This is a genomic window from Thioalkalivibrio sp. ALE30 (genome assembly GCF_000377465.1).
In the GTDB taxonomy this organism is placed as follows: Bacteria; Pseudomonadota; Gammaproteobacteria; order Ectothiorhodospirales; family Ectothiorhodospiraceae; genus Thioalkalivibrio.
Genome location: NZ_KB898177.1, coordinates 1 through 14,676 on the forward strand (window position 1 = coordinate 1; position 14,676 = coordinate 14,676).

The window sequence follows — 14,676 nt, forward strand, 5'->3', positions numbered from 1 at the left end:
GGCTGGCCTTGTATGTTTACCCGTGGCAGGCCTAGAAAGGGTCTGTCGGGGTGGAGGGACGAAGCTGGCATCTGGCCTGTGGCACAGACGGTAGGAGAGTTCGTCCCACCCCTCACCTTAAACGCCGATAAGGAATCGATCGGCTCGGGACCGACGATAGATGGCAAGCCAGCGTTCGGTGAGGCCCCGACAGACCACTCCAAGCTAGCTCGGGAGGTGTGATGATGGCAACGCATCGGATCGGGGTCGATGTCGGCAAGGCCGAGTTGTGGATCAGCATCGACGGTGAAACCGCACAGCTGTGTCCCAACGAGCTCCCGGCGATCCGCCGGTGGGTCCGTGGTTTGCAGGGTCCGGCCGACTTCGCCCTGGAAGCCACCAACGACTATCACCTGGCCCTGGCGCTGGAGGCCCATCATCAGGGCCACCGGGTGTATCTGATCAATGGCTATCGCCTCAATCGCTACCGCGAGAGCATCGGTGGCCGGGCCAAGACCGATGCCGGGGATGCCCGGCTGCTGGTGCGTTATCTGCAACGCGAGCAGGACGAACTGCGCCCCTGGACACCGCCGCCCGAGGGCTACCGGACCCTGCAAAAGCTGCTGCGCCGGCGTGCCACGCTGGTACGGGCACGGGTCATGCTGGAGCAGAGTCTGCGAGGCGTACCCGAACTGCAGGCCCACCTGAAGCACCTGCTTCGGGAGATCGTTCGGCTGGATACCGTCCTCCAGCGTGTGCTGCGCGAGACGGTCAGTCGCGCCGGCTGGTCGGATCACACTCGGCGCTGCCAGCAGATCGAGGGTGTGGGCCCGCTCACCGCCACCGGCTTGGCGATGGCGTTCCATCGCGGCGCGTTCCGCAGCAGTGATGCGTTCGTCGCCTTCCTGGGGCTGGATGTCCGCATCCGCGACTCCGGCACAAAACGGGGGCAGCGCAAACTCACCAAGCAGGGCGATCCAGAGTTGCGACGGCTGCTCTACCTGGCCGCGATGCAGGCCAAGTCCAAACCCGCCTGGAGCGACTACTACCAGCGCTGCCTGGACCGTGGCCTGGCGACGACTCAGGCGCTGAATGCCTTGGCTCGCAAACTGGCCCGCGTCGCCTTCGCCCTGATGAACCATCAGACCGACTATCAACCTAAGACCCCTTGTGGAGAGACATAGAATCTCCTACGCGTCGGGGTGCTCGTCGAGGACCTCCGCAATCGCGCGGATGCGTTCGCGCTGCAATGCCTCGCCCAGGGCCTTGCCCTTGTAGCCCTCGGCCATCAGGGCCTGCGGTTGCACGGCCTGCGCGGCGGCCACCGCGCGGCGTACGGCTTCGGCCTGCGGGTAGGGCTTGTCTTCCCAGCCGGTGCGCCCGCGGAAATCCGCCTCCACTGCGAGCAGGAAGGGCTCGACGTTCTCCGGGCGGCGCAGGGCGTCCAGTCCGTCCACCAGCTTCATTACGGTCTTCGGGCGCAGTTCGAACACGCGATGGACCAGGCCGTGGTAGCGCGCCACGCGCACCGCGAGGTCGCGGTAGCGATTGGGGATGCGCAGGCGTTCGGCCAGGGCGCGGATCAGGTCCACCCCGCGTTCCTCGTGCCCGTGGTGACTGGGCAGGATGTCGGGGTCGGTCGTGCCCTTCCCGAGGTCGTGCACCAGTGCGGCGAAGCGCACCTCCGGGGCGTCGGACAGGCGGGTCGCCTGGTCCAGGACCATCAGCGTATGCACGCCGGTGTCGATCTCCGGATGGTAGCGCTCGGGCTGGGGTACGCCGAACAGCCGCTCGATCTCCGGGAACAGGATGGCGAGTGCCCCGGCCTCGCGCAGTACCTCGAGGAAGCGCCGCGGTGCGGGGCTCTTCAGGGCCTTCTCGCATTCTGCCCAGACGCGCTCGGGGACCAGCGCGTCGACCTCGCCGGAGGTGACGAGCTCGCGCATCAGGGTCAGCGTGTCGGGGGCCACCTGGAAGCCCCAGGGCGCGAGCTGGGCGGCGAACCGGGCCACCCGCAGCAGACGTACCGGATCTTCGGCAAAGGCCGGGGAAACGTGGCGCAGCCATCGGGCTTCCAGATCTTCCCGTCCGCCATAGGGGTCGATCAGGCGGCCGTCGGTGTCCTCGGCCATCGCGTTGATGGTGAGATCGCGGCGTTCGAGGTCGTCCTCCAGGGTCACCTCGGGCGAGGCATTGAACTGGAAGCCGTGGTAGCCGCGCGCGGTCTTGCGCTCGGTGCGCGCCAGCGCGTATTCCTCGTGGGTCTCGGGGTGCAGGAAGACCGGGAAGTCGCGTCCGACCGCGCGAAAGCCCGCGGCCTCCATCGCCTCCGGCGTGGCACCGACGACGACGTAGTCGCGTTCCGTGAACGGGCGTCCCAGCAGGCGGTCGCGAACCGCACCGCCGACGAGATAGGTCTGCATGGCGGCCCCGGGTTCGCGATCCGGGTCAGCCGCGGCCCGATCCGCGGTTGAGAGTACGCAGTTGCTGCATGCGGGCCTCACGCCCGGCGCCGCCGCCACCCAGATAGCTGGGGGCAATGGATTCGAGCCGGGTCGGGCAGGGCAGTTGCTGCTCGCCGTCGCAGACCGAGTCGATGGTCAGCGAGGCGAAGTTGTCGCGCGACAACGGTTTGCCGGGCACGAATTCGAGCACGCTGGCCTGCAGCTTGCCGGCCCAGTCGGGCAGGCCGATCACCGGGCGCCGGTGACCGGAGACGCGTCCGACGTAGCGCACCAGCTCGGCCAGGGTATAGGTCTTCGGGCCGCACAGTTCAAAGCCCTGCCCGAAGGTATCCGGGTCGTCGAGGGCCTCGACGAAGTGCTCGGCCACATCGCCGACATACACCGGGGCGAAACGCGCCCGGGCGCGGGCCAGGGGCATCATCGGCGAGAACTTCAGCAAAGTCGCGAAGCGGTTCAGGAAGGAATCCTCGGGGCCGAAGATCACCGACGGGCGAAAAACCGTGACCGCCAGGGATTCGCTGGCGAATACCGCCTGTTCCGCCGCGCCTTTGCTGCGCAGGTAGTGGCTGGGGGCGTCGTCCATGTCCGCCTTGAGCGCGCTCATCTGCAGGAAGCGGCGCACGCCCTGGGCCTCGGCGGCCGCCAGGGCCTTCTCGGTCAGCTCGGTATGGGCGGTGCGGAAACCGGCGCCGCTGTGCCCGCGCTCGTTGAGGATGCCGACCAGGTTGATCACCGCGTCCTGCCCCGCGAACACGCGCTCCAGGGTGGCGGGGTCATGGGCGCTGCCTTCGACCAGATCCACCTCGGGGTTGACCAGGAGATCGCGGTGGCGATGCGGACGGCGGGACAGCACGCGGACCTTCAGGCCGCGATCAATCAGTCGGCGAATGATGTGGTGGCCGACGAAGCCCGTGCCGCCCAGCAGGCAGACATTGCGAATCGAATCGATCGACATGGTGGCAAGGTCCTTCCGAAAGCGAATGCGGGACGTCTTATACTCGGGTGACCTGCATTGTTCAAACAAGCCCGTATTTCGGGCCCTGACGCCGAGGCACCGATATGCCCGAACTGACTGCGATCAATCCTGCCACCGGCGAGACCCTCGCGCGCTACCCGCGCATGAACGAGGAAGCGCTGGAGGCCGCATTGTCTCGTGCCGCGAGCGCGGCGCCGGACTGGGCGGCGCGCCCCGTGACGGAGCGCGCCGCTCGCCTGCGCGATCTGGCCGGCGTGCTGCGCGAGGAACGCGAGACCCTGGCGACCACTGCCACACAGGAGATGGGCAAGCGCCTGGCCGAGGCGCGGGCCGAGGTCGACAAGTGTGCCGCCGCCTGCGAGTACTACGCCGAACACGGCCCGGATTACCTGCAGGACACCATGATCGCCTCGGACGCGAGCCGCTCGTTCATTGCCTGGCAGCCGCTGGGGACCGTGCTGCTGGTGATGCCCTGGAATTTTCCCTACTGGCAGGCCTTTCGCCAGGCGATCCCGGCCACGCTGGCCGGCAATACCGTACTGCTCAAACATGCCTCCAACGTGCCTGGCTGCGCCGAACACCTGGAGCGGGTGTTCCTGGCGGCCGGGTTCCCCGAGGGCGTGTTCCGCAATCTGCCGGTGGGCTCCGACGCGGTGGAAGGCATCATCACCGACACCCGCGTGCAGGGCGTCAGCCTGACCGGATCCGAGGGGGCCGGTCGCGCGGTTGGGGCGGCTGCAGGCAAGGCGCTGAAATCCTCGGTGTTGGAGCTGGGCGGGTCGGATGCCTTTGTGGTGCTGGCCGACGCCGACCTTGACCATACAGTCGAGCAGGCGGTGCGCGGGCGCTTCCAGAACAACGGCGAGACCTGCATCGCCGCCAAGCGCTTCATCGTAGAGGAGGCCATCGCGGAGGCCTTCGTGGAGCGCTTCCGGGCCGCTATCGAGGCCCTGGTCATCGGTGACCCGATGGACGAGGGCACGAACATCGGCCCGCTGGCGCGCGACGACCTGCGCAGTGAGCTGCACGATCAGGTCACCCGCAGCGTGGCCGCCGGGGCCCGCCTGGTCACCGGCGGCGCGCCGCGTGCCGGCGCCGGCTACTTCTACCCGCCGACCCTGCTGGATGGCGTGGAACCCGGCATGCCGGCCTTCGACGAGGAGACCTTCGGCCCGGTTGCAGCGGTCACCCGGGCGCGCGACGCGGACCATGCCATCGAGCTCGCCAACCGCTCGCGCTTTGGTCTGGGCGGGAGCGTCTGGACCGCCGACCCGGCCCGCGGCGAGGCGCTGGCCCGGCGGCTGGAATGCGGTTGCGCCTTCGTCAACGGCATCGTCAAGAGCGACCCGCGCCTGCCCTTCGGCGGCGTGAAGGACTCCGGCTACGGCCGCGAACTCTCCGAACTCGGCATCCGCGAGTTCCAGAACGCCAAGACCATCTGGGTCGCTTGATTTGCCCCGCCCGGGGGAGGATCCGCGTCTCCCTAGTGGGCCGGCGCGGTCCTCGGCCGCGCGCGGTAGAGGCCCAGTTCGAGCCGGTTGTGGGGGTCGGCCTGATCACGCTTGGCGATGATGCGGGCGACCAGGGGCTCGTCGCGGTCGAGGAGGTCGGCGGCGAGCTGGTTCTGTTCGCGCGGCAGGTAGCCGAGCTGGTGGTCGATCCAGTCGATGGCAACGGCCTTGTCATCGTGCGGGTTCAGCCGCTCGCGGCGCAGGGTCAGGGCCTGGCCGCGCTTCAACGCATTCCACAGCTTCGGGGCGTCGTGGTGGCGGTAGCCGGCCAGCGGGATGGTCTGCAGCAGTTCCTCGGTGGTGGCGGTGGCGTTGTAGCGGCCGCGCTGGGCGTAGTAGCCGCGCAGTACGGGGGTGCGGCGAGCCTGGCGGTTGGGGGTGTTCGATTGCATGGTCGCGCTCCATCTGGGGGGTTGCGACCTTTGTAGCACCGGGGGTGGCTCACAGAATGAGCCACCCCGGCTAATCGTGTCTTGCGGGCCCCGGGGCGGCCTCCCAGTGCACGGGGTCGCCCCGCCGGATGGTGCCCGGCTCCAGTGGCCGCAGGCAGATGCCGCTGTCCTGGCGCAGGGCGCCGGCGAGGTTGTAGCCGACCACCTGGTTGAGCCAGCCGCAGGGCGGGCGCGGCCGTGTGATGGCAAAACGCACAACACCGATGCGCAAGGTTCCCGCGCGCGGGCTGCGCCGGAGGCCGCTGACCACGAGGTTGCGGCGGTGGTCGCCGGGCGTCGGGGTCGCGGGCTGGCGCAGGCGCCGCGCCCGCCGTGTGGCGCGGTCCAGCTCGGCGCTGCAGATCAGGGTGACGGGGCAGGACTCCACCGTGTGCCAGTGGCCCTGCCCGGTGGCGTAGCGGTCACCGGTCAGGCCCGCTTCGGTAACCTCCACGGCGGCGCAATCGTGCATGGGTGCGCCGGCCCGGTCGGCGATCCAGATCGCTTCCAGCCGGCCGGAGACGGTGGCGGCCTTGCGGCGGGCCAGCCAGCGGCGCAGCATCAGGATGAAGCCGCGTATTGCGCAGCGGCCTCGCGCAGCGTGGTGGCGACACGGGTGCGCAGGCTTTCGGGGGCCAGGACCTCGACCCCGGGACCGTGGCGCAGGATCTCCTGGATCAGCTCGGTGGGATCCCCGAAGGGCACCCGCAGGTGGTAGTGGTCGCCCTCGAAGTGGCCGGTCTGGTCCGGGTGCCAGGTCTCGTCCGCGACCCAGCGGGCGTGTTCCGGGGTGAAGCGCAGCACCGCCCATTCCTGTGCGGGGCCGGTGAAGATGCCGAAGGCCGCGCCGGTGTGGGCATCCAGGGTCGCTTCGTCGATGTCGTGGTAGGGGCCATCGGTCGCCCGGGTGGACCGGATGCGTTCCAGCGCGAAGGTGCGCAGGGCCCGGGCCTTTTCGCACCAGGCGATCAGGTACCAGTTGTCGCGGTAGTACAGCAGTCGCTGGGGATGCACGACGCGTTGGGTGGCGGAGTCGCGGGCACGGCCGTGGTACTCGATCGCGATCGGCTGTTCGTCCAGGGTCGCGGCGGCTACGGCCTGAAAGCCGTCGCTGCGGTTGCCGCGCTGGGCCAGGGGCTGGATGCGGATACGGCGGCGCACGGCGTCCGGCTGGTGCCCGCCGCTGGCGAGCAGCTCCCGGATACGCTCCTTCAATGGCCCCAGTGTGGGCGCCAGCAGACCCGGCTGCACGTCCTCCAGGAGCTGCTCCATGGTCAGGAGCGCGAGCAATTCGGATTCGTTGAACCATAGCCCCGGCAGCTCGAAGGCCGGGACATCCTGTGCGTAGCGGTAGCCGTTGGCCTCCGCGTCGTACTCGATCGGTGCCTGCATGAAGTCGCGCATGTACTCGAGGTCGCGCTTGATGGTCGCGCGCGAGACCTCGAGCGCCTCCATCAGGTGCGCCAGCGACGGCGGCTGGCGCGCCTGGAGCAGGCGGTGCAGATGGAAGATCCGCTCGGCGCGGTTCACGAAGTCAATGCAGGGGTGGACATTTCCGGAACGCTACGTGGAGAACCTGCCCCTTGGCAATGTCACGGGTTTTTTTCGTCGGCTGCGCCGCTCCGGGGCCCTGAGCACAGGTCATTCGTCGAGAGCGGCTGCGAGCGGTGGCGGGCTCGCAAGATGCCCCTTCCGGATGGGGATTGCGGTTGGGACGGTCGTCGCCGTCCGCAGGCCGTTTCATGGACGCGGGCATGTCCGGCCGAGGCGCCGGTGGTCTGCGCTGGACGGTGATACCTTCGAGGCAGGCCTCCAGGATGAGCTCGCGGATCGTTTCGTGGGCCTGGTCGCGGGCCTGCGGTCCGCAGCAATCGGTGGGGGCGATGATCCCGGTATCCAGCAGATCGCGGAGTTCCTGGCCGCGCCATTCGGCCACGATTCGGCAAGACGGCTCGTCGATGATCCGGAGCGAGGGGTCGGGGTTTTCCAGCCATGCGTCGAGCGTGAACATTGTGCCTCCTAAGAAATGAGAACCATTCGCATTCATAGTCGTCGAGGGAGAGGCGCGAGTCAAGCATTGAATGCGAGCGATCATGAAGATCGGTGGATTTTGTGGGCCGGTCCGCTTTCTCCGGCCCTGCCCGGGGCCGAGGACCGAGGGCCGTCAGTGTCTCCTCGGGGGAGCCTGACGGACTGACTCTGCCAGACGCGCAGCAGATCCGTCCCGGGTCCGACGGGCTTGCGGGTCAGGGGTGGTCGAGTCGTACGAGCAGGCGCTGTTGATCTCCCGCAACCGGCGGCGAGCGATGGACGGCTCCAAGCCCCCCGCACGTAGGTGAACGTTCGCCTTTCATGAGGATCACGGATCCGCTCTCAAGTGCCAAGGGCGGATGGCCTGCAAGAACGCCCTCGTTGTCGCCGCAACGGAGCCGGTCGCGGTTCAGGAAACGGTCGTCTGCATATTCGGTTCCGGGGCCGGTGTAGCTGCAGACCATCCGCAGCACGTTGTTGTCCACGTGAAACAGCGGGCATGGCTGGTGGGCCAGCACTTCGAGCTGGAGGCGGACACTGATCGCATGCGCGACGACGGCAAAGTTGTGCGCCAGGCGCTCCAGATCGTATGCCAGACGATGAATCCTGAACGGTGCCCGGTCGATGGCGCCGTGCAACCGTTCGCGCACCTGGTCCGGTCGGCAGTGGATGTCCAGAATCATCCCGGGGCCGCGGGAGAGCAGCGCCCGGGCCTGGTCCCGGAGTTGCGGATCCAGGCTTCGGCGCCAGATCAGCGCGTTCACATCGTGGCGGTGAATGCCCTTGAGCTCGGCGGCGCGGTCGACGAAGCGGTGCCTTGACGGCGCGCGCTCGACCGGGTGCGACGTTCGCGCAGTGTTCATGCGGTTACGTCCGGGCGGGACTCTCGGGTTTCCGGGGCATCCACCTCGGGTTCGGCGGTCTCGGACCCCAGGCGCCAGACCGGGAAGGGATCCGCGTAGCTCAGCCAGCGTTCCGGGCCTTCCAGCATCTCGTCGTCGGTGAGCAGGCAGGCGTCGAGACGTTTGCGCATCGCATCCGCGTCCATGTGGATGCCGATCAGTACAATCTCCTGGCGTCGGTCCCCGAATCGGTCATCCCAGACCGGCGCGATCGCCGTCTCCCACCAGTCTTCGTGGGTGGGGCGCTGCTCCGGGGATACGGCAGCCCACCAGAACCCGGCAGCGTGGTGGGTCAGCGCCCCGCCGGCCTGAGACAATGTGCCGGCCCAGTCGGGGCGCGAGGCCAGCCAGAACCAGCCCTTGCTGCGGATGATGCCAGGCCATTCCTCGTGCAGCAGGGCAAAAAAGCGTTCCGGATGAAATGGCCGATTGACGCGGTATACGATGCTGGAGATGCCGTATTCCTCGGTCTCCGGGGTGTGGCCACCCATCATCTCCTGGGCCCAGCCGGCGGCCTGGGACGCGCGGTCGAAGTCGAAGCGTCCGGTGCCCAGCAGGGACTCCGGCGCGACCTGGCCGTGTGTGGTTTCGATGATTCTGGCGTCCCGGTTAAGGGCGCGCACGACGCTGCGGACGGTATCCAGTTGTTCCGGCGACGGGCGATCCACCTTGTTCAGGACAATGACGTCCGCGAACTCGATCTGATCCACCAGCAGGTCAACGACGGTACGGTCGTCTTCCTCCCCCAGGGATTCGCCGCGGTCGCCCAGAAAATCGCTGGACGCGTAGTCCTGCAGCAGGGCACCTGCATCCACCACCGTGACCATCGTGTCGAGGCGGGCGACATCGTCCAGGGACTGGCCGTCTTCGTCGCGGAAGGCGAAGGTGGCCGCGACCGGCATGGGCTCGGAAATGCCGGTGGATTCGATGACCAGGTAGTCGTACTGCCCGGATTCGGCGAGGCGGCGCACCTCCACCAGCAGGTCGTCCCGCAGCGTGCAGCAGATGCAGCCGTTGGTCATCTCGACCATGCGGGCATCGGTACGTGTGACGGCATCCTGGCCGCCGCGCACCAGGGCGCTGTCGATGTTGACCTCGCTCATGTCGTTGACGATGACCGCGACGCGCAGCCCCGACTGGTTGTGCAGGATGTTGTTCAGCAGTGTGGTCTTGCCGGCGCCGAGAAAGCCGGAGAGGACGGTGACGGGCAGGCGTTTCATGGTACCTCCAGGGAATCGGGATGCCCGGGCGTCGGAATGTGCCCGGATGGAAGGGTTGGGCAGGCTCAGCGCACGAACACGTGTTCGGCCTTTTCCTGGCGTTCCTTGACCTCGATGCAGAGGGTCGCCGTCGGGCGGGCCAGCAGGCGGGGCAGACCGATCGGTTCGCCGCTCACCTCGCAGTAGCCGTAATCGCCGGTTTCGATGCGATGCAGGGCCGCATCGATCTTTCGCAGCAGGCGGCCTTCGCGCTCCTGCACCCGCATCGACAGGAGGCGCGACTCCTCCATTGCTGCCCGGTCGAGCTCGTCCGGGGTGCGTTCGTTGTCGCGCAATCCGTCCCGGGCGCCCTCCATGTCAGCCAGGATCTCGTCGCGCATTTCGAGCAGGCGCTCGCGGAAGTACGCGAGCTGGGCCTCGTTCATGTAGGCCGCGGCAGGCATGGCCAGCAGTTCGTCGCGGGTCATGGGGTTCCGTCGGTTGCAATCAGGATGTTATACCATAACGTTTCGATTGCGCCCCGACAACACGGATCGGCCACCGTCCTGTGATGGGGTCGACCCGCCTGCAAAAAGGTGTCTTATGTCCTCTACCTGTGTGTCTCCGGCCTCGCCGGATACGGAAACCTCCGCGACCGATCCGCTACCGGATATTGCCGCGTCGGCTGCTACGCACGCCTCCGCGCTCGACTGGGTGGGTATGGAAGACATCACCCTTCCGCTGTATCTGACCGGCCAGCCAGTGATCGCCCGGGCAAGCGCGGGGGTGAGCCTCGACGACGCGGGCGCGCGCGGTATCCATATGTCACGGCTCTACGGGGCCCTGCGACAGCTGGAGTCCCGCGAGCTGGACGTTGCGCGGCTGTGGGGCGTGCTCGAGGCGTTTCTGGCTTCGCACGATGGCCTGTCCAGCGTGGCCGAGGTTCGTCTGGCCGGGGAGTTGCCGCTGGAAAGGCCGGCCCTGGTCAGTGCGGCTGCGGGCTGGAAGCGCTACCCGTTCCGGATCGCTGCACGCAGCGAGTCCGGGGCGGTGTCCCTGGAGCTGGAGGTTCAGGTGGGGTATTCCTCCACCTGTCCCTGCTCCGCCGCCCTGGCGCGGCAGGCGATTCAGGAACAGTTCGACCGCGACTTCACGCGCTCGGCCGTGGATGCGGCAACCGTGCGCGAGTGGCTGGGCCGGGCCGAGGGGATTGTCGCGACGCCCCACAGCCAGCGAAGCGAGGCAACCGTCACGGTCGGTCTGGACCCGCTGGGATCGACGCTGCCCCTGCCCGATCTGATTGATCGCGTGGAACAGGCGCTGGGCACCGCCCTGCAAACGGCGGTAAAGCGCGTCGACGAGAAGGCCTTCGCGCTCGCCAACGGCCGCAATCTGATGTTCTGCGAAGATGCCGTACGGCGCCTGGACAGCACCCTGCGCCCGGAGTACTACGCCCGCGGCTATCGCATCCAGGTTCGCCACCGCGAGAGCCTGCATGCACACGACGCCGTCGCGCGGGTCGTGCGTCTGCCGTCAGCGGAACGCTGAAGCAGCCAGTTGGAGCGTGGACCGCCACAAGGCGGTGGGGTTGGTCAGGCATCTGCCAGGTCGCTCTTCGGCAAGCGTGTGGACACGTAAAAAAGCCGCCGGATACGCAATCCGGCGGCAATGCTTACGGAGGTTGGAGAGACCAAAGGCAGGAAGTCACCTTTCGTCCTGGCGACACACAGCTGTCCGGGCTGCGCATCTAAATGAGAATCATACGCACTTGCGGTGCATTGTCAAGCGGACTGAGGCCTGCTCGGGCCCAGGGGGGCGATGGCGTAGCCCGTGCTACGGCCCGGACGGCACTGACTGAGAGGTGCCTGCCGCGTCGGGCAGGCTGCGATGCCGGTCGGCCATCGGCTCGGCCGTGATCAGGTAATCCGCCCCGTGCCGCAGGCCCTCCTTGCTTCGGGCCAGCGGCAGGGCGGTTTCCCGCAGCGCCTCGATCTTCTGGTGCATGGCCTTTGCCAGGCCATCGTCATTGAAGTGCGACAGCTGGCGCAGGCACAGGTCGAGCTGGCCGTTGACGAAGCGCTCGCGGTAGTGAATCGGGAAATAGCGGACATCCAGAACCCGGAAGCCGGCGATTCCGAGATGGCGCATGACCCAGGACGAAGGGTATTCGCGATAGGGGCGGTTCCCCGCGAGCAGCAGGCAGGCATCCCGCAGGCGACCGATTTCGCGCACGATGCGGTCAGACTCGGTCTTGGGTTCGGTCAGTACATAGGGTTCCACGCCGACGAGATACAGCCGCTCGCCCACATGAGGCCGCAGTCGATGCAGCGCGCGGTCCTGCCAGTAGGGCGAGAAGCCCTCGATTGCTCCGATGAAGTAGTCGAGCAGGACGGTGTCGAAGCGCTCGCCGAACAGCAGCTGGTCCGACACCCAGTTGCCGACGAGGATGCGATCTTCGCGTCGTCGGTCTTTTCCTGCCGCCTTCTTCACCGTGTTCGCCATCTCTTGCGAGGCCGTGACGGCGGTCCAGCGCTCGGTCTCCAGCGCACAGATCCACTCGATGGATGCGCGTCCGGTTCCGGCATCGAGCACACTTCCCCAGGGTCGGGCGCCCTGCAGCTTCTCGATCGCCTGGAAGATCGGCGAGTGGGTGCCCTGGCGCTTCGGCCCGCCGGATGGGGTTGCACCATGGGGGGTTGGCTTCGGGGGCATGATTCTGCTCCGCGGTGACTTCTCGATCGGTTCAGGGACGTGACATTGCGAGCAGTCGGGCCGCCAGGGCGAGGCCGACATTGACCAGGACGAGTACTGGCGCAAACGGCTGATCCAGCGGCAGGCTGACGCTCCAGGCGATCAGGAAGCCCGCGAGGGCCAGGGCCTGGGCCCACAGGAACAATCCGCGCAGATTGCGTGCGAGATAGGCGGCGCCCCAGGCGGGCAGGAGCAGCGTGGCGAGGGCAGCGGGCAGGCCCAGCACCATGCTGCCCAGCACCACTGCGGCCACCAGCCAGGCGATCTCCGTGAGGCGTAGCCACGTGCGCGGGCTGAGCGTGGCGGGGACGTCGGGGGCAAGCTGTGCGTATCGCCAGACGTGGTACAGCCCGGGCGCGAGCACGAGGCTGGCGAGCCCGAGCGCGACCACTGCCCATAGTTCGCGCGGTCCGGCGAAGTACAGCTGGCCCTCGGCCCAGGCGGCCGCGGCGAGGCTGGCCTGCGCGAAATTGGCGGCCAGCAATGTCACTGCCGCCAGTCCGGCCAGAAAAACGGCCAGCGGCAGGCGCTCGCGGTCAGAGCTGCGTTGCAGCAGGGCCATGACTCCGGCCCCGAGTGCCAGGGCTACAGGCAGCACCGGCCAGTGGACGACCGACGCCAGGACGCCCCCGACGGCGGCCCACTGTCCGAGTGCCAGCGCCTGCCAGACCGACCCGCGCAGGAACAGGCCGGCCCCGGCCAGGGCCAGCACGCCCGTGATCAGCAGCCCGGAGACAAACGGTTCGAACAACAGGTCACCGAGCATCGAGGTAGTCCGTCAATGGATGGTTCTCGACCCCGACGGCCTGCAGGAACTCGTCGTCGTGGCTGGTCATCACCAGTGTCGTAGCAGCCGGGAGGGAGGTAATCAGGTCGACCGCATCGCCGCGCACCTCGGCGTCGAGGTGGTTGGCGGGCTCGTCCAGAAGGACCAGGCGTTCCCCCGGTGGCCGGTGGGCGCTGCTGTGCAGGGCCGCGGCCAGGCGCAGCAACTGCCACTGGCCGCCACTCAGGCGGTCGAGGCGACGATCCAGCAAGGCCTGCACCCGGGGTTGATCGGGCGGGGTGGCGCCCATCGCCCTGAACCAGTCGTGACCGCACAAGGGCCAGGGGTCCCGCCGGGGGTGGTCCTGCGCCAGCAGGCTGACACGCGTCGCGGGGCCAAGCCGCAGGGTGCCTGAGTGGACCCGAGCCTGGCCGGTTACGGCCTTCAGCAGCAGCGACTTGCCGATGCCATTGGGGCCGGTCAGGGCCCATTGGGCCCCCGTGGGTACGTCGAGGGACAGCGGGCCCAGCACCGGACGATCAAAGCCGAGGTGCGCGGCCTCTGCGTGCAGCGCGGTTTGAGGGGGCATGCGGACTCGAAATCGTTGGAGGGGCCTGAATGATATCGGGCCCGGAAAGCATTTTCCGGGCCCGATCGTGAGGAAGATGTTTCGCCCCGGGTTAGCGTTGGGGCAGCGTTCGCGCCCAGGTGGTCATCAGGTCCAGGTACCCATCCAGGCTGGAGTCGGCCGGCGGATCCAGAGGGACCGCATGGCTCGGCCAGCCCAGGTTGCGTTCGAGGAACTCGGCGCCGCGCGGCGGCTGGAATTCGGCGTACAGGACGGTGCCCTCGGTGCCTTCGAGATCACTGACCAGGCTGCGCAGGTGGCGCGCGGTGGGCGGGATGCCCGGGGCCGGCTCCAGGTAGCCGACGATCTCGACCGGCAGCCACTCTTCCAGATAGTCGAGGTCCTCGTGGTAGACCACGATGCGCTGCTCCGGCATGACCTGCTCGGCCAGTGCCTCGGCGTGCGCGCGCAGGCGGTCGGCGGTGCGTTCCGCTCGCTCCATGAAGCTGTCGGCATGGTCCGGACGCAGTTCGCCCATGCGCTGGCCCAGCGCGAGGGCGAGTTCGGCCATGCGCAGCGGGTCGGCGTTGAAGTGCGGGTTCCCCTCTTCATGCACGTGCCCCATGTTCGGGCCATCCATGGTGATGGAGCGGCGCAGCTCGATCATGTCCGCAGCTCGGAAGTGCCCCGGCTGCCCGGAATTGATGGCACGGTTGCTGGCACCCCGCTGCGCGGCCGGCAGCCAGCCCTCTTCCAGGCCGGCGCCCAGCTCCAGCAGCATGTCGGCTCGGCGCAGGGCCGCCATGAAGCTGGGGCGGGCATCGAGATAGTGTGCATCACGGTCCGGTGGCGCGAGTACGCGGACTTCGGCCTGGTCGCCGCCAATTTCGCGGGCCAGGGCGCCGAGGCTGGAGGTGGTGGCGACGACGTTAAGACCGGCCGCGGCCTGGGCGGGCGCCAGGACCAGCGCGGTCAGGGTAAGGGCGGCGATGGAAATCAGCCACCGGGTGCTGCGGGTGCGAGTCTTGCGAAAGAACATGCGGGACTCCTTGGGGGATATGGTGTGCTAGCACGGTACCGATGCCGGCCGGATTGGC

The 14,676-nt window shown here is 68.1% G+C and carries 16 protein-coding genes; 3 read left to right on the forward strand and 13 right to left on the reverse strand.

Going from position 1 to position 14,676, the window contains the following annotated elements:
* Positions 1-221: 221 nt before the first annotated feature.
* Complete coding sequence (locus D107_RS0112105) at positions 222-1,163, forward strand: IS110 family transposase (protein WP_018880901.1); 942 nt, start codon at positions 222-224, stop codon at positions 1,161-1,163.
* A gap of 6 nt (positions 1,164-1,169) precedes the next feature.
* Here the strand turns inward: D107_RS0112105 and D107_RS0112110 are convergent, their stop codons facing one another.
* Both D107_RS0112110 and D107_RS0112115 read right to left on the reverse strand, forming a co-directional pair.
* Positions 1,170-2,402, reverse strand: coding sequence for a multifunctional CCA addition/repair protein (locus D107_RS0112110; protein WP_018878511.1), 1,233 nt, complete (start codon positions 2,400-2,402; stop codon positions 1,170-1,172).
* A 25-nt stretch (positions 2,403-2,427) separates the two neighbouring features.
* Complete coding sequence (locus D107_RS0112115) at positions 2,428-3,399, reverse strand: complex I NDUFA9 subunit family protein (RefSeq protein ID WP_018866682.1); 972 nt, start codon at positions 3,397-3,399, stop codon at positions 2,428-2,430.
* Positions 3,400-3,503: 104 nt separating this feature from the next.
* On the opposite strand from D107_RS0112115, the gene D107_RS0112120 reads away from it, so the two are divergent.
* Positions 3,504-4,871, forward strand: a complete 1,368-nt coding sequence (locus D107_RS0112120; RefSeq protein ID WP_018881572.1) for an NAD-dependent succinate-semialdehyde dehydrogenase — start codon at positions 3,504-3,506, stop codon at positions 4,869-4,871.
* Positions 4,872-4,903: 32 nt separating this feature from the next.
* On the opposite strand, the gene D107_RS0112125 is transcribed toward D107_RS0112120, so the two are convergent.
* The 7 genes from D107_RS0112125 to dksA all read right to left on the reverse strand — a co-directional run bounded on the left by D107_RS0112125 (position 4,904) and on the right by dksA (position 9,982).
* A complete protein-coding gene (locus D107_RS0112125; RefSeq protein ID WP_018866684.1) occupies positions 4,904-5,323 on the reverse strand; it encodes an HIRAN domain-containing protein in 420 nt (139 codons plus the stop codon).
* A 70-nt stretch (positions 5,324-5,393) separates the two neighbouring features.
* Positions 5,394-5,924, reverse strand: a complete 531-nt coding sequence (locus D107_RS0112130) for an MOSC domain-containing protein (RefSeq protein WP_018881573.1) — start codon at positions 5,922-5,924, stop codon at positions 5,394-5,396.
* A complete protein-coding gene (locus tag D107_RS0112135) occupies positions 5,924-6,892 on the reverse strand; it encodes a YafY family protein (RefSeq protein WP_018876871.1) in 969 nt (322 codons plus the stop codon). The genes D107_RS0112130 and D107_RS0112135 overlap by 1 nt, the downstream gene beginning before the upstream one ends.
* A gap of 4 nt (positions 6,893-6,896) precedes the next feature.
* Positions 6,897-7,373 carry a hypothetical protein gene (locus D107_RS13925; protein ID WP_081619386.1) on the reverse strand — a complete coding sequence of 159 codons (477 nt, stop codon included), beginning with the start codon at positions 7,371-7,373 and terminating at the stop codon, positions 6,897-6,899.
* Between the two features lie 235 nt (positions 7,374-7,608).
* Positions 7,609-8,256, reverse strand: coding sequence for a DUF1826 domain-containing protein (locus D107_RS13930; RefSeq protein ID WP_018876873.1), 648 nt, complete (start codon positions 8,254-8,256; stop codon positions 7,609-7,611).
* Entirely contained in the window at positions 8,253-9,515 is a 1,263-nt protein-coding gene (zigA, locus tag D107_RS0112150; protein ID WP_018866689.1) for a zinc metallochaperone GTPase ZigA, read from the reverse strand. Before zigA ends, D107_RS13930 begins: the two co-directional genes overlap by 4 nt.
* Positions 9,516-9,580: 65 nt before the next feature.
* Positions 9,581-9,982 carry an RNA polymerase-binding protein DksA gene (gene dksA, locus D107_RS0112155; protein WP_017940914.1) on the reverse strand — a complete coding sequence of 134 codons (402 nt, stop codon included), beginning with the start codon at positions 9,980-9,982 and terminating at the stop codon, positions 9,581-9,583.
* Between the two features lie 115 nt (positions 9,983-10,097).
* On the opposite strand from dksA, the gene folE2 reads away from it, so the two are divergent.
* Positions 10,098-11,042: a GTP cyclohydrolase FolE2 gene (gene folE2, locus D107_RS0112160; RefSeq protein WP_081619387.1), complete on the forward strand. Its 945-nt coding sequence runs from the start codon at positions 10,098-10,100 to the stop codon at positions 11,040-11,042.
* Positions 11,043-11,327: 285 nt separating this feature from the next.
* Here folE2 and D107_RS0112165 read toward each other — a convergent pair whose 3' ends face one another.
* The 4 genes from D107_RS0112165 to D107_RS0112180 all read right to left on the reverse strand — a co-directional run bounded on the left by D107_RS0112165 (position 11,328) and on the right by D107_RS0112180 (position 14,618).
* Positions 11,328-12,206 (reverse strand): class I SAM-dependent methyltransferase, encoded by an 879-nt coding sequence (locus D107_RS0112165; protein WP_018881575.1) that lies wholly within the window; start codon positions 12,204-12,206, stop codon positions 11,328-11,330.
* A gap of 31 nt (positions 12,207-12,237) precedes the next feature.
* Positions 12,238-13,011 carry a metal ABC transporter permease gene (locus D107_RS0112170; protein ID WP_018881576.1) on the reverse strand — a complete coding sequence of 258 codons (774 nt, stop codon included), beginning with the start codon at positions 13,009-13,011 and terminating at the stop codon, positions 12,238-12,240.
* Positions 13,001-13,600 carry an ATP-binding cassette domain-containing protein gene (locus D107_RS0112175; protein ID WP_018881577.1) on the reverse strand — a complete coding sequence of 200 codons (600 nt, stop codon included), beginning with the start codon at positions 13,598-13,600 and terminating at the stop codon, positions 13,001-13,003. Before D107_RS0112175 ends, D107_RS0112170 begins: the two co-directional genes overlap by 11 nt.
* A 91-nt stretch (positions 13,601-13,691) precedes the next feature.
* Entirely contained in the window at positions 13,692-14,618 is a 927-nt protein-coding gene (locus D107_RS0112180) for a metal ABC transporter substrate-binding protein (protein ID WP_018881578.1), read from the reverse strand.
* Between the last annotated feature and the right edge of the window lie 58 nt (positions 14,619-14,676).

Bases quoted from the DNA above. Each gene is read 5' to 3' on its own strand.
- D107_RS0112105 (WP_018880901.1), top strand. From the start codon at position 222: ATGATGGCAACGCATCGGATCGGGGTCGATGTCGGCAAGGCCGAGTTG.
- D107_RS0112110 (WP_018878511.1), bottom strand. From the start codon at position 2,402: ATGCAGACCTATCTCGTCGGCGGTGCGGTTCGCGACCGCCTGCTGGGA.
- D107_RS0112115 (WP_018866682.1), bottom strand. From the start codon at position 3,399: ATGTCGATCGATTCGATTCGCAATGTCTGCCTGCTGGGCGGCACGGGC.
- D107_RS0112120 (WP_018881572.1), top strand. From the start codon at position 3,504: ATGCCCGAACTGACTGCGATCAATCCTGCCACCGGCGAGACCCTCGCG.
- D107_RS0112125 (WP_018866684.1), bottom strand. From the start codon at position 5,323: ATGCAATCGAACACCCCCAACCGCCAGGCTCGCCGCACCCCCGTACTG.
- D107_RS0112130 (WP_018881573.1), bottom strand. From the start codon at position 5,924: ATGCTGCGCCGCTGGCTGGCCCGCCGCAAGGCCGCCACCGTCTCCGGC.
- D107_RS13925 (WP_081619386.1), bottom strand. From the start codon at position 7,373: ATGTTCACGCTCGACGCATGGCTGGAAAACCCCGACCCCTCGCTCCGG.
- D107_RS13930 (WP_018876873.1), bottom strand. From the start codon at position 8,256: ATGAACACTGCGCGAACGTCGCACCCGGTCGAGCGCGCGCCGTCAAGG.
- zigA (WP_018866689.1), bottom strand. From the start codon at position 9,515: ATGAAACGCCTGCCCGTCACCGTCCTCTCCGGCTTTCTCGGCGCCGGC.
- dksA (WP_017940914.1), bottom strand. From the start codon at position 9,982: ATGACCCGCGACGAACTGCTGGCCATGCCTGCCGCGGCCTACATGAAC.
- folE2 (WP_081619387.1), top strand. From the start codon at position 10,098: ATGTCCTCTACCTGTGTGTCTCCGGCCTCGCCGGATACGGAAACCTCC.
- D107_RS0112165 (WP_018881575.1), bottom strand. From the start codon at position 12,206: ATGCCCCCGAAGCCAACCCCCCATGGTGCAACCCCATCCGGCGGGCCG.
- D107_RS0112170 (WP_018881576.1), bottom strand. From the start codon at position 13,011: ATGCTCGGTGACCTGTTGTTCGAACCGTTTGTCTCCGGGCTGCTGATC.
- D107_RS0112175 (WP_018881577.1), bottom strand. From the start codon at position 13,600: ATGCCCCCTCAAACCGCGCTGCACGCAGAGGCCGCGCACCTCGGCTTT.
- D107_RS0112180 (WP_018881578.1), bottom strand. From the start codon at position 14,618: ATGTTCTTTCGCAAGACTCGCACCCGCAGCACCCGGTGGCTGATTTCC.